The organism is Actinophytocola sp. KF-1 (assembly GCF_054661535.1).
Genome location: NZ_BAAFVK010000001.1, coordinates 334,290 through 348,676, shown reverse-complemented (window position 1 = coordinate 348,676; position 14,387 = coordinate 334,290). Strand labels below are relative to the sequence as shown.

The following is a 14,387-nucleotide window of genomic DNA, read 5'->3' as shown; positions in this document are numbered from 1 at the left end:
CTCTCAGCCGCCGTTAAGACTTCTCCGCCAGCAGCTTGTCCAGGACCGGGGTCAGGTCCTCGGCGAGCAGGTCACGCAGGAAGATCATGGCCACGCGGTGCTGCTTGTCGAGCACGATCGTCGACGGGACCGCCGCCCTCGGGTAGCCCTTCAGCGGCAGCAGCGACCGGCCGGACGGGTCGTAGATCGACGGGTAGGTGAGGCCGGTGTCACGCATGAAGTCGGCGGGCTGCTGGCGGTCGTAGTCGCGGAAGTCGATGCCGAGGACCTGCACGCCCTTGTCGCCGTAGGTCTCCCACACCTTCTGCAACTGCGGGGCCTCGACACGGCAGGGCGGGCACCACGCGCCCCAGATGTTGATCACGACGACCTTGCCCTGGTACGAGGAGAGCTTGATCTGCTCCCCCTCCGCCATGAGGCTGTCGCCGCTCATCTCCGGGATCGGCTGGCGTTCGCCGCCCTCGTAGGGGATGTCGGTCTTGCCGCCCGGGCTGACGAAGTTGAACTCGGTGCCCGTCGCGACGGCGTCGGAGCCGGTCGAGCAGCCGGCGACCACGAACAGGGCGGCGAGGAGGAGTGCCAGCCGCTTCATGCGCCGGTCACCTTCGGGCTGCTCGCCCCGGCCGGTTCGCGGTAGCGGATCGCGACGAGGCTCTCGTTGTCGAACATGAGCGACGTCAGCGACGCCAGTGAGCACTGCCGACGGCGCGGGTCGTGCCACAGCCGCTTGCCCTCCAGGAACCGCCGCAGCGTCCAGATCGGCAGCTGGTGGGACACGCACACCGCCTCGTGGCCCTCCGCCGCCGCACGGGCGCGGTAGACGGCGCCGAGCATGCGGCGGGCGATGTGCAGGTACGGCTCGCCCCACGACGGCAGGAACGGGTTGTGCATGTGCGGCCAGTGCCGCGGTGAGCGCAGCGCGCCGTCGCCGATCGACACGCGCAGGCCCTCGAACACGTTGTCGGCCTCGATCAGCTGCTCGTCGGTGGCGAGGTCGAGCTGGTGGGAGTCGACGATGGGCTGGGCGGTCTGCTGCGCGCGTTCCAGCGGCGACGCGACGACGTGCGTGATGTCGTTGCCCGCCAGGTGCTCGGCCACGGTCAGCGCCTGCCGCTGCCCCAGCTCGGACAGCTTGAAGCCCTCGAGGCGGCCGTACAGGACGCCCGTCGGGTTGTGCACCTCGCCGTGCCGCAACAGGTGCACGACCGTTCTGACACTCACTTCGTCCCCTCCGCGGCGGCACGGGCAGCGGCGGGCATCGCCGCGCTGATGATGTCGAACGCCTCGTCGTCCATGGCGGCGTTGACGAACCACGCCTCGAACGCGCTCGGCGGTGCGTACACGCCGCCGTCGAGCAGCGCGTGGAAGAACGCGGGGAACCGGCCGGTGTCGGACGCCTTCGCCTCGGCGAAGTTCCGCACCGGCGACTCGGTGAAGAACACGCTGACCAGGTTGCCCGCGAACTGCACGTGGTGCGGGACGCCCGCGGCGGTCAGCTCGGCGCCGATCATCGCGCCCAGCCGGGTCGCGTTGGCGTTGAGCTGCCGGTACGTCTCGGGGGTCGCCTCCCGCAGCGACGCGAGGCCCGCCGCGACGGCGACGGGGTTCCCGGACAGCGTGCCGGCCTGGTAGACGGGTCCGGCGGGGGCGAGGTGCGCCATCACGTCCGCGCGGCCGCCGAACGCGGCGGCGGGCAGGCCGCCGGACATGACCTTGCCGAACGTGTAGAGGTCGCCGGGCACGGCGTCGATGGCGAACCAGCCTGCCGACGACACGCGGAAGCCGGTCATGACCTCGTCCATCACGAGCAGCGCGCCGTGCTGCCGGGTGATCTCGCGGAGGCCCTCGTTGAAGCCGGGCTCGGGCGGGATGGCGCCCATGTTGCCGGGCGCGGCCTCGGTGATGAGGGCGGCGATCTCGTCGCCGTGCTCGGCGAACGCGGCGCGGACGGCCTCGAGGTCGTTGTAGGGCAGGACGATCGTGTCGCCGGCCTGCGCGCCGGTGACGCCGGGCGAGTTGGGCAGCGCGTACGTGGCGACGCCGGAGCCCGCCTCGGCGAGCAGCGCGTCGACGTGGCCGTGGTAGCAGCCGGCGAACTTGACGATCTTGGACCGGCCGGTGAAGCCGCGGGCGAGGCGGATCGCGCTCATGGTGGCCTCGGTGCCGGAGTTCACGAGGCGCACGGCCGCGACCGGTTCGACGCGGTTGATGATCTCCTCGGCGAGGTCGATCTCCCCGGCGGTCGGCGTGCCGAACGACAGGCCGTCGACGGCGGCGTTCCGCACGGCCTCGACGATCGGCGGGTGCGCGTGCCCGTGGATCATCGGGCCCCAGGAGGAGACGAGGTCGACGTAGCGGTTGCCGTCGGCGTCCCACAGGTAGGCGCCCTCGCCGCGGACCATGAACCGCGGGGTGCCGCCGACCGCCTGGAACGCGCGCACCGGGGAGTTGACACCGCCCGGGGTCACCGACTGAGCACGCTTGAAGAGGGCCCGAGACTGTTCCGTCGTCACGGCCCCAGTCTTACATCGTCATCGACCGCGCTTCGGACGGGCACGGACCGCGAGCACGACCTGCCGCACGGCGTCGACGACGAGGACGGCCGCGATGGTGCCGAGCAGGATGGCGAAGGCCATCCAGCTGCCCACCCAGCGGGTGGACTCGAGCACCAGGCCGTTGGGGTAGTGCTCGACGATCTTCGCGACGCCGCGGGGCCAGACGTCGAAGGCGAACCACACGGCGACCGCGGCGGCGATCAGCTCGGCCAGCGCGACGAACGCGCGCACGGGCTTGTTCAGCCTGCCGGGCTCGGTCGGTGGCGGGGCGACGAGCTCGTCGGTGGCAGCGGTCACGCTGTCTACTTTCTCACGGTCGCTGCCGGGCCTGCAGGCGGCGCTGCTTGTGCTCGGCGAAGTACCTGGTCGACTCGGGGCGGAACATGTACACGACGGCGGTCACGCCGAACGCGACCTCGGCGAGGCTCCACATGAGCCCCAGCTCGGCGCCCACCGACGCCATGGCGGACAGGAAGCTCCAGACGCCGACGGCCGTGTAGACGGTGAGCAGGATCCGCGCCCAGTTGCGGCCCGTCCGCATCTTGATCGCGAACAGCAGCATGAGACCGGCGAAGAGCGCGATGCTGAAGCCGAGGATGACCTGGAAGGCGCCGACGGCGCCGGACACGGACATCGGCGCCTCGGTGCGCCCCTCGGGAAGGTCGGCCATCATCTGGTTGACCATGGCCGTGAGCTGGGACCGGTCGAGCAGGACGGTGAACACCGTGCCGAGTGCGCTGATGACGATGCTCGCGAGGACCGCGTGGAACGCCGAGTCGACCGCCTTGGGCCGCGTGATCGGGCCTTCCGACGGTGGCAGGGGCGGTGGGGGCGGCATGCTCACGGCGTCATTCTTCCTCTACGAGGCGGGCGAGGGCGGCTTTGAGGGCCTCGTCGTCGCGGGCCCACGCGAGGACCGTGCTGCCGTCGTCGAGGCGGACCGGGACCTCGACGGTCTTGCGGGGGACCGTCCAGCCGCCGCCGAGGACCTTGGCGCCCGGTGCGGCGCCGACGTCGGTGACCCGCGCGATGTCCTTCACGGGCAGGGCTTCGCGTCCCTGGTGCAGGGTCTCGGGGGTCAGCTCGACGCGGTAGACCTTGCGGCGCACGTTGACCCACAGCGCGAAGACGCCGAACAGGCCGATGCCGACGATGAGCCACTGCACGGTGTGCACGGGCCCGGTCAGCGCCTCGAGCCCGGCGCCGAGCGCGGCGAAGGCCGGCCCCCACAGCAGCGGCCACCGGGTCGAACCGGGTTCCGCGTAGAGGACCGGCCCGTCGCTCATCGGAGCTCGCGCGGCGGGAAATACCCGCGTGCCGACGGCGACCACAGCAGCGCGAGCCCGACCAGGCAGAACATGGCGGACAGGATGCCGGGCGGGGTGCCGTTGAGCAGCAGGTGGAACAGCACCAGGATGATGCCGAAGATCGTGACGAGGGTGCGGGCGCGGCGGGTGCCCTCGGTGGCCTTGTAGCCGAACAGGCCGAGGAACACGGTGAACGTGAGCGCCGCGATCGTGACGATCCACAGGATCTGCGTGACGCCGTTCGCGATCTGGTCCGGCGTCAGGTCGGTGCCCTTGCTGGCCTCGATCTGGGCGTCGATGATGTCCTGCTTGTAGATCAGCGAGATCACCATGCTGGCGAGCCAGATCAGGCCCGCGGCGACGAAGAAGTAGAAGGAGATGCGCAGCGTGCGCGGCGCGGGCTCCTCGAAGCGGCGCTTGGCCTGGGCACGCATGGCCGCCTCGCGGGCGGTCGGCATGACCGGCTCGTCGTCGGCGCGGATCGGGGGCGCCTTCTCGATCTTCGGCTTGGCCGTCGGCTTCGCCGCGTGCGTGGCCGCCGGCCCGGCCTTCTCCGGCTCGGCGTCGGCGGCCGGTGCAGGCTCCACCGGGTCGGGCGCCAGGGACGACGTGGTGTCCTCGTCCGGCACGGCCTTGTCCCCGTCCTCGTGGCGGTCTGCGGGGTCCGAATTGCCAGGCTTCGTCACGGCGCGCAGGTTACCTGTGCCTTTTCTCGTCAGCGCAGCCAGCCCGCCGCCTCGACCGCCCAGTAGGTGAGCACCACGTCGGCGCCCGCGCGGCGGATGGAGGTGAGCGACTCGAGGATGGCGGTGCGCCGGTCGCACCAGCCACCGGCCGCGGCGGCCTCGATCATCGCGTACTCGCCGGAGATCTGGTACGCGGCGACCGGCACGTCGGACTCCTCGGCGACCGCGCGGAGCACGTCGAGGTAGAGCATGGCCGGCTTGACCATGACCATGTCGGCGCCTTCGTCGAGGTCGAGCCGCACCTCGCGCAGCGCCTCGCGGACGTTCGCCGGGTCCTGCTGGTAGGTGCGGCGGTCGCCCTGCAGCGACGACTCGACGGCGTCCCGGAACGGGCCGTAGAACGCCGAGGAGTACTTGACCGCGTAGGCGAGGATGCCGGTGTCGGTGAACCCGGCGCCTTCCAGCGCGGTGCGGATGGCGCCGACCTGGCCGTCCATCATGCCGCTGGGGCCGAGCATGTGGGCGCCGGCTTCGGCCTGGGCGACGGCCATGCGGCCGTAGATCTCGAGCGTGGCGTCGTTGTCGACGCGGCCGTGGTCGTCGAGCACGCCGCAGTGGCCGTGGTCGGTGAACTCGTCGAGGCACAGGTCGGACATGAGGACGGTGTCGTCACCGAGTTCCGACCTGAGGTCCCGCAGCGCGACGTTGAGCACGCCGTCCGGGTCGATGCCGCCGGAGCCGGTCGCGTCCTTGTGCTCGGGGACGCCGAACAGCATCAGCCCGCCGACGCCCGCCTCGACCGCTTCGACGGCGGCTTTGCGCAGGCTGTCGCGGGTGTGCTGGAGGACGCCGGGCATGGTCGCGATCGGGACCGGCTCGGTCGCGCCCTCCTTGACGAACATGGGCAGCACGAGCTGGCTCGGCCGCACGGTCGTCTCGGCCACCATGCGGCGCATCGCGGCGGTGCCGCGCAGGCGACGGGGACGGTGCGCTGGGTACATCGGAACTCCTCGAAACCACGAAGGGCACCTCCGACGGTGTCGGAGGTGCCCTCCAGGGGTCAGCGACGGGCGCGCTTGGTCTTGCGGGGCGGCGGGAGGGCGCCTTCCGCGCGGAGGCGGGCGGCGTGCTCCGCGAGTGCGTCGACGAGCGCCGGGACCTGCGCGATCTCGGGCTGGACGTCGACCCGGAGGCCGAACTCGCGCGCGGTCTCGGCCGTCTTCGGGCCGATGCAGGCGACGAGCGTGCGGGTGTGCGGCTTGCCCGCGATGCCGACCAGGTTCCGGACGGTCGACGACGAGGTGAAGCACACCGCGTCGAAGCCACCGGTCTTGATCATCTCGCGGGTCTCCGCGGGCGGCGGGGCGGCGCGCACGGTGCGGTACGCGGTGACGTCGTCGATCTCCCAGCCGCGGTCGCGCAGACCGGCGGCGAGGGTCTCGGTGGCGATGTCGGCACGCGGCAGCAGCACGCGGTCCACCGGGTCGAGGATGTCGTCGTACGGCGGGAACTCCTCGAGCAGGCCCTCGGAGGACTGCTCGCCGGAGGGCACGAGCTCCGGGATGATGCCGAAGCCGCGCACCTTCTCCGCGGTGGACTCGCCCACACAGGCGATCTTCACGCCGGAGAACGCGCGGGCGTCGAGCCCGAACTCCTCGAACTTCTCCCACACCGCGCGCACGGCGTTGGTGGAGGTGAACACGAGCCACTGGTAGCGGCCGTCGACGAGGCCCTTGACGGAGCGCTCCATCTGGGCGGGGCTGCGCGGCGGCTCGACGGAGATCGTCGGCACCTCGGACGGGATCGCGCCGTGCAGCCGCAGCCGCTCGGACATCTCACCGGCCTGGTCCTTGGTGCGGGGCACGAGCACACGCCACCCGTAGAGGGCGCGGGACTCCCACCAGGACAGCTTGGTCCTGGCGGCGACGGCCTGGCCGACGGTGACGACGAGGTTGCCGGAGATCTCACCCGCGTCCTGCGCGAGCGTGGCGAGCGTGGAGTCCAGCGTGCGCTGGCCCGCGCCGGTGCCGTCGGCGGTGACCGCGACGGGCGTCTGCGGCGCGAGGCCGTGCTCGACGAGCGCGGACGCGGCCTCGGCGAGGTGGCTGGAGCTGGCGAGCAGCACGATCGGGCCCGGGGTCTTGGCGAGCCCGGCCCAGTCGACCTCACCGCGGACGTCGACCTCGGTGTGGGTGCCGCCGAGCGCGATGCCCGCGTAGGCGGGGACCGCGGTCGCGGCGGGGACGCCGGGCACGACGTCGAAGACGGCGGCCGTCTTCGCGACGGCCTGCGCCTCGGCGACGAGACCGGAGTGCGTGAGCGGGTCACCGGAGACGAGGCGGATCACGACGCGGCCCGCCTTGGCCTCGTTGACGAGGTCCTTCGCGACATCGGCAGGCTCGCCGACCGCGGGGCGGACCTCGGCCTCGCCCTCGATGTCGCGGCCGGCCAGCTCGAGCACGCCGGCGGGCACGTCCGGGTCGATCACCACGAGCTCGGCGCGCGCGATGAGCTCCTGCGCCCGGACGGTGAGAAGCCCGGCGTCGCCGGGCCCCGAGCCCACGAACGCGATGCGTCCGGAGGACTTACGGGTACGGGTGGTCATTCCTGGGCCACTTCCCTCTTGATTACTTATTGCTCGTCACCGGCGAGCGCGCCGGCGCCGAGCTCGAGCAGCTCGGCGGCCAACGCACGCCCGAGCTGTTCACCTTCGGTCAGGTCACCGGTGGCCGACGCGCGGATCAGGTCGACAGCAGGCCCTTCGGCCGTGCTGCCCGCTGTCCAGTTCGCGGCCGCGACCCCGCGCAACGACAGGCGGTGCACGACCTTGTCGTTCGCGTCGAGGTCCTCGACCACGTCGGCCAGAGCGCCAACCGGGGCCTGGCAGCCCGCCTCGAGCGCGGCCAGCAAGGCCCGCTCCGCGGCGACCGCCGCCCTGGTGGCTTCGTCGTCCACAACGGACTGGAGGAGGTGTTCGGTGTCCACGTCGGCCACCCGGCACTCCACCGCCAGCGCCCCCTGCGCGGGCGCGGGGAGCACCTGGATCGGGTCGAGCACCTCGGTGATCGCCTCGAGCCTGCCGAGCCGGGCGAGCCCGGCGCGGGCCAGGACGACGGCGTCGAGCTCACCGTCGTGGACCTTGCGGATCCTGGTGTCGACGTTGCCCCTGATGGGCACTATCTCGAGGCCCAGGCCGAGCGCCTGGAGCTGCGCCGCCCTGCGGGGCGACCCCGTGCCGACCCGGGCGCCCGCGGGCAGCTCGCCCAGCGTGAGCGAGTCCCGCGCGACCAGCGCGTCCCTCGGGTCCTGCCGCGGCGGGACCGCGGCGAGGGAGAGACGGGGGTCGGGTGCGGTCGGCAGGTCTTTGTAGGAGTGGACGGCGACGTCCACCTCACCGTTCGCGAGCGCGTCGCGCAGCGCGGAGGTGAACACGCCGACGCCGATCTCGGCGATGGGCGCCGACGACGTGTCGCCGGGCGTCACGACGGTGACGATCTCGACCTTGGCGCCCGCCGCCTCGAGCTGGGCGGCGACGGTGCCGGTCTGGGCGAGTGCGAGCGCACTGCCCCGCGTGCCGATGCGGATGGTCCTGCTCACCGGTCTTCACCGCCGGACATGTCAGTCCCCTGCGATAGCGTGGAATTCGGGGGGCCCCCTGCCGCGCGAATGGGACTTTCGCTCGGGGTGGTGGCCGGGGCGGGGTTGACAGCGGTCGCGGCGGCGCCCGGCTTCGCGGCGATCACCGCGGGGGTGGCCGGGTCCAGCTGGAACAGCTCGCGCAGCGCTTCCGCGTACTCGACGCCGTTCGGGCCGGACGCCAGTTCCTTCACGCGCACGGTCGGCGTGTGCAGCAGCTTGTCCACGACGCGGCGCACGGTCTGCGCCACCTCGGCGCGCGTGCCCGCGTCCAGGTCCAGCCGCGAGTCGAGGCGCAGCAGCTCGGCGTCCACCACCTCGGCGGCACGCCTGCGCAGCGCGGTGACGGTCGGTGTGACCGCCGCGGACCGCTGCGTCGCGAGGTACGCGCTCACCTCGTCGGCGACGATCGTGGCCGCGCGGTGCGTGTCCAGCCCGCTCGGCGACGCCGCGAGCCGCCGCTGCAGGCTCTCCAGGTCGACGATCGTCACGCCGGGCACATCGGCCACGTCGGCGGCGACGTCACGCGGCAGCCCCAGGTCGCACACCACCAGCGGGCGCACCCGCGCGGCCACCATGCGCGCGTCGACCACCGTGCCGGTCGCGCCGGTGCACGCGACCACCACGTCGGCGGCCGCGATGTGCGCGGGCAGGTCGTCGAGGCCCACGGCACGTGCCGGGGTGCCCTGCTCCAGCTGCAGCTCGGCGAGCCGGGCGCCGGTCTCGACCGTGCGGTTGGCGATGACGATCTCGCCGATGCCCGCGCGGCGCAGCGCGGCGGCGGACAGCCCGCCCATCGAACCGGCGCCGACGATCAGCGCGCGGCGGCCTGCCAGGCCGCCGAGCACGCGGTCGGCGTCGGCCAGCGCCTCGGAGACGACCGAGCCGCCCGCGGCGTCCAGGCCCGTCTCGGCGTGGACGCGCTTGCCGACCCGCAGTGCGCGCTGGAACAGCTCGTGCAGCGTGCGGCCCGCGGTGCCCGCCTCGCGCGCGGTGTTGTAGGCGGTGCGGACCTGGCCGAGGATCTGCGCCTCGCCGACGACCATGGAGTCGAGGCCGGCGCTGACCCGGAACAGGTGCTCGGCCGCGGCCGCCGCGTAGTGCACGTAGAGGTGCTCGTACAGCTCGGCCGCGTCCAGGCCGGAGTGCCTGCCGAGGACACCGACGACGTCCGCGAGACCGGCGTGGAAGGCCTCCACGACCGTGTAGACCTCGACCCGGTTGCACGTCGTGACCAGCGTGGCCTCGACGATGTGCTCGCACCGCATGAGCTCGTCGAGCACCTTGGCGACGTCGCCGGACGGGACCGTCGCGCGCTCCAGCACCCGCACGTCCGCTGACCGGTGCGACACACCGACCGCCAGCACACTCATCGTCTGACCACCGCCCCGTTCGGCCTGTTGTCGACACTGTGGCGCGGCGAACCGTTGACCCGGCCGTTGCTCCTGGGCTGCGGCGCCGTCTCCCCGGGGGGAGCGGTGTCCGCGCGCCTGGCCTGGTGGAACGACAGGATCTGCAGCTCGACGGCCAGGTCCACCTTGCGGACCTCGACCGTCTCGGGCACCTGCAGCACCACCGGGGCGAAGTTCAGGATGCACTCGACGCCCGCCTGCACCAGCCGGTCGCACACCACCTGGGCGGCGGCGGGCGGCGTGGCGATGACGCCGATGGTGATCTCCTTGGCCGCGCACACCGTCGGGATGTCGTCGATGTGGTGGACCGGGATCCCACCGACGGGCACGCCCATCAGGTCGGGGTCGACGTCGAAGAGTGCGGTCACCGGGAAGCCTCTGCCAGGGAACCCGCCGTAGTTGGCGAGTGCATGTCCGAGGTTACCGATGCCGACCACGGCCACGCTCTGTTCACGGGTGAGGCCGAGCACACGTTCGATCTGGTCGATGAGGACCTCCACCTCGTACCCGACACCACGCGTGCCGTAGGTGCCGATGTAGGAGAGGTCCTTGCGGAGCTTCGCGGAGTTGACGCCCGCCGCGACGGACAGCTCCTCCGAGGACACCGTGGTGATGCCCTGCTCCTTTATGCCGGACAGAACGCGCAGGTAGACCGCGAGGCGCGCGACGGCGGCCTCGGGGATCGCCCGCGGCGAGAGCGCGCCCTGACCGTTGGTCAGGGGCGGCATGGGCGCGGTCACTTCCGCAGCGTTCTCAGCGGGAACTGGCTTTCTACCGTTCGCGCCAGTCTGGCCACGCTGCGCCACGCTGATACTCCTCGAAAGACACGCCCATGGGAATGTTCATACGGTAGCCGCTTGTGAACGCAGGCACAAAGTCGCCGGTGAACGGCGGTTTTGTCCCTCCACCCCGAGTCTTGCACCGCGGGGTAACAGGGCCCTGGACGGTCAGTCGACCGAGACGTGGACCGTGTGCCACCCGGTGGCGCCGTCGGGTGCGGGCGGGGCCTCGGCTTCGGTCTGCGTGTACCCGAGGTTGTCGGTGGCGCGGACCTGGATGGTGTGCGCGCCCGGCCGCAGGTCGAGGGTGACGCGCCACATGCGCCAGGTGTTGACGTCCACTTCGGTGCTCAGCTCGGCGGGGTGCCACTCGCCGTCGTCGACGCGCACCTCGACGCCGCGGACGCCGATGGTCTGCGCCCACGCCGTGCCCGCGACCGTGGTGCGGCCGCGGCCGAGGACGAAGCCGTCGCGCGGGGTGTCGATGCGGGACTGGGTCTTGACCGGCCCCTTGGCGGACCAGCCGCGCGGGACCCAGTAGCCCTGCTTGTCGGCGAACGTGGTCAGCTCCATGTCCGTGACCCACTTGGTGGCGGACACGTAGCCGTACAGGCCGGGCACGACCATGCGCGCGGGGAAGCCGTGCTCCTGGGGCAGCGGTTCGCCGTTCATGCCGATGGCGAGCATGGCGCCGCGGCCGGGGTCCAGGAGCGCGTCGACGGGCGTGCCCGCGGTGAAGCCGTCGACGCTGGTGGAGAACAGCTGGTCGGCGCCCGGTTTGACACCCGCCTCCAGCAGCAGGTCGCGCAGCGGCACCCCGATCCAGTTCGCGTTGGAGATGAGGCCGCCGCCGACCTCGTTGGACACGCAGGCCAGCGTGACCGGCCGCTCGATCAGGCGGCGGTCGCGGATGTCGGCGAACGTGAACTCCACGGTGTCGTCGACCAGGCCGTGGATGCGCAGCCGCCAGTCCCGCGCGTCGACGCGGGGCAGGGTGAGGGCGGTGTCGATGCGGTAGAAGTCGCGGTTGCTCGTGATGAACCGTGCGGAGCCGTTCGCGGCGAAGTCGGCGCCGGGTGGCAGCGCGGGCGCGGGGCCGGCCGGTGTGAGGTCGCCGACGGCGGCGCGGGACGCCTCGACGTCCACGCGGTCGCCGACCAGCCGGCCGATCGTGCCCGCGACCCCGGCGCCGAGCACCGTGCCCGCGGTCGCGCGCAGGAACCGGCGGCGGCTCTCCCTGTCCTGCTCGACGGGCCACGCCCGGTTGTGCAGCCAGTTGAACACGACGAGCCCGACGACCGTGCTCGCGGCGGGGGCGGCGACGCCCAACTGCCCGAGGTCGGGGCGGGTGAGCACGGCGACGAACCCGACGACGCCCTGCCCGGCCGCGACGATCAGGCCCGGCGTCGGGCGCGTGCGGGACAGGAGCCCGGCCGCGGCGGTCACGGCCAGGACGACGACGGTGACGCCGATGAAGAGGACGGTCTTGTCGGCGGTGCCGAACGTGGCCTTGGCCCACTCGACGACCGCGTGCGGGGAGCTGTCCCGCACCCAGTTGCCGACCGCCAGGAACGGTGACGCCTCGGGCCCGACGAACCCCGCGACCAGGTGCCCGGCCCCGAGCGCCGCGACGAGCGAGACGAACGCGACGGTGACCGCCCGGCCCCTGGGGAGCCTGGACGCGGGATCGGCGGCCGTGGCGGGCCGGGTGTCGAGCTGCACACCTATACGTTCGGCCCGGCGGGGTGTTCGGTTCAACCTCGGCGCGATTACGGAGTTCTTACCTGGGCCGGGACGGGCCCTGGCGGGCCCCCGGCGGCCCCCGGCGGCCTCCGGCCCCCGGTTTCCAGCCTACCGGCGGGGACCGACGGAAACGGCCGCGCCGGAGCCCGCCTGTGGACAACTGCCTTCGGTGACCTCGACGGCGCGGCACCTGGGCCCGGCGGGCCGCACCCCGTGTGCACACGCTTGCGCAGCCTCCGCCCGACGCCTGAGCCACCGCCATCCGCGCAGGAGACGACCGGCGCCACCGAACCCGGACGACCTGCCCCGCAACACCCGGCTGGGTGACGCGATCCTGTGGACAACCCGCTGCTCAGCCCACGTCCCCGTCGGTGGTCGCCGGTACGCTGGTGACCGGGGGCCGGCGGCCGCCCGCGGGCACGCGCGGCGCGCTACCTCGAGGCCAGCGCCGCCCGGAAGCGGTCTTCCTCCACGCGCCAGTAGCCGTGCTCGTTGCCGTCGATGAGGATCACCGGGACCTGGTCGCCGTACTCGGCGCGCAGTTCCGGGTCGGCGTCGACGTCCGTGATCTCCCACGGCTCGCCCAGCTCGCCGCAGATGCGCTCGACGTCCGCCTCCGCCACCTCGCACAGGTGGCAGCCCTGCCTCGACACCACAGTGACCACGTCAGGCGACGCTACTCCGCAACGTCGCCCTGCGGACCTTGCCCGTCGCCGAGTGGGGCAGTTCGTCGACGAACCGCACCGCACGGGGCACCTTGAACCGCGCGAGGCGTTCGGCGCAGTGGTCGCGGGCCTCGTCCTCGGTGAGGGTCGCGCCCGCCCGCAGCACGACCACCGCGACGACGTGCTCGCCGGTGCGGTCGTCCGGGACGCCGACGGCGGCGCACTCCGCCACCTGCGGCAGCTCCTCCAGCACCCGCTCGACCTCGTTCGGGTACACGTTGAAGCCGTTCACGATGATCAGGTCGTTGGCGCGGTCGACCAGGCGCAGGTCGCCGTCGGCGTCGAGGTAGCCGACGTCGCCCGTGCGGAACCAGCCCTCGTCGTCCGGCCCGTGGGCGCCGTCGGGCCAGTAGCCGCTGAACAGGTTCGGGCCGCGGGCGGCGACGCGGCCGGTCTCGAACTCGTCGCCGTCGAACCACTCCGTCTCGTCCGGGTCGCCCGGGGCGCCGACCGGGCGGCCGTCGCTGTCGACGAGGCGCAGTTCGACACCGGGCAGCGGGCGGCCGACCGAACCGGGCTTCGCGACCCCGCTGACCAGCGTCGACGTCAGCACCGGGCCGGTCTCGGTCAGGCCGTAGCCCTCGTACACCGGCAGGCCCGTCACCTGCTTGATCGCGGACAGCACGGCAGGCGCGAGCGGCGCGGCGCCCGAGGTGAGCAGGCGGACCGTGGACATGCCCGCCGCGAGCCGGTCCGGGTCGGTCGCGGCGAACGCCTGGTACATCGCGGGCACGCCGACCAGCGCCGTCACCCGGTGCTCCGCGCACATCGCGAGCGCGCGCTCGACGCCGAACGTCTCCAGCAGCACCGCCGTCGCGCCGGCCGCGGCGACCTGCAGCAGACCGGGACCCAGGCCGTACAGGTGGAACAGCGGCACCACCAGCAGCACGCGGTCGGTGGCGGTCACCGGCGCCGGCTTGAGCTGGGCGCACTGGTCGACGTTCGCCAGCAGCGCGCGGTGGGACAGCATCACGCCGCGCGGCACGCCCGCCGTGCCCGAGGTGTAGCAGAGCACGGCGATGTCCTCGCCGCCGCGCGCGACGGGCCGCACGTCCGAGCCCGCGTCCAGGTCGGGTGCGTCGAACCCGTCGCCGACCACGAACCGGGCGCCGCTGTCCGCGAGCAGCCTCGGCAGCTCCGGCGAGTTCCCCGCGGCGGGGACCGCGATGCCGCCCGCGCGCAGCACGCCGAACAGCGCGACGCAGAACTCGGCGCCGTTGGGCAGCACGATGGCGACGCGGTCGCCTTCCCCGAGCCCCGTGTCCACCAGTCGCGCGGCGAACGCGTTGACGGCGCGGTCGGTGTCCTGCCAGGTCAGCGTGCGGCCGGAGGTGGTGTCGACCAGTGCGAGCCTGCCCGGCGCCCGCTCGGCGGCGCGGGTCACCAGATCCGCGACGTTGCCGGTCAGCGTGTCGGCCATCCGAAAACCTTTCCTTCCGCCTGCCTTTGGGGCAGTGTGGCACGACTCACTCACGTCATGGTTGATCCCTTCGTGCGTCCTGTTCCGAGAGATTCCGGGGAGCGACCCCCAGACCCCGGCGGAG

Annotated in this window: 15 protein-coding genes; all 15 read right to left on the bottom strand. The window is 72.8% G+C overall.

Annotated features, from left to right (window positions below):
• Positions 1–13: 13 nt before the first annotated feature.
• The 15 genes from ACYQ77_RS01765 to ACYQ77_RS01695 all read right to left on the bottom strand — a co-directional run bounded on the left by ACYQ77_RS01765 (position 14) and on the right by ACYQ77_RS01695 (position 14,263).
• Entirely contained in the window at positions 14–592 is a 579-nt protein-coding gene (locus ACYQ77_RS01765) for a TlpA disulfide reductase family protein (RefSeq protein WP_459706706.1), read from the bottom strand.
• Positions 589–1,221, bottom strand: a complete 633-nt coding sequence (locus ACYQ77_RS01760; protein WP_459706705.1) for a histidine phosphatase family protein — start codon at positions 1,219–1,221, stop codon at positions 589–591. The genes ACYQ77_RS01765 and ACYQ77_RS01760 overlap by 4 nt, the downstream gene beginning before the upstream one ends.
• The gene (gene hemL / locus ACYQ77_RS01755) at positions 1,218–2,513 is read right to left on the bottom strand and encodes a glutamate-1-semialdehyde 2,1-aminomutase (protein ID WP_459706703.1); all 1,296 of its coding nucleotides are present in this window, start codon (positions 2,511–2,513) and stop codon (positions 1,218–1,220) included. Before hemL ends, ACYQ77_RS01760 begins: the two co-directional genes overlap by 4 nt.
• Before the next feature lie 18 nt (positions 2,514–2,531).
• Positions 2,532–2,852: a hypothetical protein gene (locus tag ACYQ77_RS01750; protein WP_459706701.1), complete on the bottom strand. Its 321-nt coding sequence runs from the start codon at positions 2,850–2,852 to the stop codon at positions 2,532–2,534.
• 13 nt (positions 2,853–2,865) lie between these two features.
• Complete coding sequence (locus ACYQ77_RS01745) at positions 2,866–3,399, bottom strand: hypothetical protein (RefSeq protein ID WP_459706700.1); 534 nt, start codon at positions 3,397–3,399, stop codon at positions 2,866–2,868.
• Positions 3,400–3,403: 4 nt separating this feature from the next.
• Positions 3,404–3,841, bottom strand: coding sequence for a hypothetical protein (locus ACYQ77_RS01740; protein WP_459706698.1), 438 nt, complete (start codon positions 3,839–3,841; stop codon positions 3,404–3,406).
• Entirely contained in the window at positions 3,838–4,548 is a 711-nt protein-coding gene (locus tag ACYQ77_RS01735) for a hypothetical protein (protein WP_459706696.1), read from the bottom strand. Before ACYQ77_RS01735 ends, ACYQ77_RS01740 begins: the two co-directional genes overlap by 4 nt.
• Before the next feature lie 29 nt (positions 4,549–4,577).
• Positions 4,578–5,549 carry a porphobilinogen synthase gene (hemB, locus tag ACYQ77_RS01730; RefSeq protein WP_459706694.1) on the bottom strand — a complete coding sequence of 324 codons (972 nt, stop codon included), beginning with the start codon at positions 5,547–5,549 and terminating at the stop codon, positions 4,578–4,580.
• Positions 5,550–5,608: 59 nt separating this feature from the next.
• Complete coding sequence (locus ACYQ77_RS01725; protein ID WP_459706692.1) at positions 5,609–7,153, bottom strand: bifunctional uroporphyrinogen-III C-methyltransferase/uroporphyrinogen-III synthase; 1,545 nt, start codon at positions 7,151–7,153, stop codon at positions 5,609–5,611.
• Positions 7,154–7,179: 26 nt separating this feature from the next.
• The gene (hemC, locus tag ACYQ77_RS01720; protein ID WP_459706690.1) at positions 7,180–8,145 is read right to left on the bottom strand and encodes a hydroxymethylbilane synthase; all 966 of its coding nucleotides are present in this window, start codon (positions 8,143–8,145) and stop codon (positions 7,180–7,182) included.
• Positions 8,142–9,557: a glutamyl-tRNA reductase gene (locus ACYQ77_RS01715; RefSeq protein WP_459706689.1), complete on the bottom strand. Its 1,416-nt coding sequence runs from the start codon at positions 9,555–9,557 to the stop codon at positions 8,142–8,144. Before ACYQ77_RS01715 ends, hemC begins: the two co-directional genes overlap by 4 nt.
• Positions 9,554–10,324 carry a redox-sensing transcriptional repressor Rex gene (locus ACYQ77_RS01710; protein WP_459708102.1) on the bottom strand — a complete coding sequence of 257 codons (771 nt, stop codon included), beginning with the start codon at positions 10,322–10,324 and terminating at the stop codon, positions 9,554–9,556. Before ACYQ77_RS01710 ends, ACYQ77_RS01715 begins: the two co-directional genes overlap by 4 nt.
• Before the next feature lie 219 nt (positions 10,325–10,543).
• A complete protein-coding gene (locus tag ACYQ77_RS01705) occupies positions 10,544–12,097 on the bottom strand; it encodes a molybdopterin-dependent oxidoreductase (protein ID WP_459706687.1) in 1,554 nt (517 codons plus the stop codon).
• A gap of 452 nt (positions 12,098–12,549) precedes the next feature.
• A complete protein-coding gene (locus tag ACYQ77_RS01700) occupies positions 12,550–12,783 on the bottom strand; it encodes a glutaredoxin family protein (protein WP_459706685.1) in 234 nt (77 codons plus the stop codon).
• Position 12,784: 1 nt separating this feature from the next.
• The gene (locus ACYQ77_RS01695; RefSeq protein WP_459706683.1) at positions 12,785–14,263 is read right to left on the bottom strand and encodes an AMP-binding protein; all 1,479 of its coding nucleotides are present in this window, start codon (positions 14,261–14,263) and stop codon (positions 12,785–12,787) included.
• Positions 14,264–14,387: the final 124 nt, after the last annotated feature.

Excerpts from the sequence above, each read along its gene's own strand:
- ACYQ77_RS01725 (WP_459706692.1), bottom strand. The coding sequence starts at position 7,153 with ATGACCACCCGTACCCGTAAGTCCTCCGGACGCATCGCGTTCGTGGGC.
- hemB (WP_459706694.1), bottom strand. The coding sequence starts at position 5,549 with ATGTACCCAGCGCACCGTCCCCGTCGCCTGCGCGGCACCGCCGCGATG.
- ACYQ77_RS01740 (WP_459706698.1), bottom strand. The coding sequence starts at position 3,841 with ATGAGCGACGGGCCGGTCCTCTACGCGGAACCCGGTTCGACCCGGTGG.
- ACYQ77_RS01710 (WP_459708102.1), bottom strand. The coding sequence starts at position 10,324 with ATGCCGCCCCTGACCAACGGTCAGGGCGCGCTCTCGCCGCGGGCGATC.
- ACYQ77_RS01695 (WP_459706683.1), bottom strand. The coding sequence starts at position 14,263 with ATGGCCGACACGCTGACCGGCAACGTCGCGGATCTGGTGACCCGCGCC.
- ACYQ77_RS01715 (WP_459706689.1), bottom strand. The coding sequence starts at position 9,557 with ATGAGTGTGCTGGCGGTCGGTGTGTCGCACCGGTCAGCGGACGTGCGG.
- ACYQ77_RS01765 (WP_459706706.1), bottom strand. The coding sequence starts at position 592 with ATGAAGCGGCTGGCACTCCTCCTCGCCGCCCTGTTCGTGGTCGCCGGC.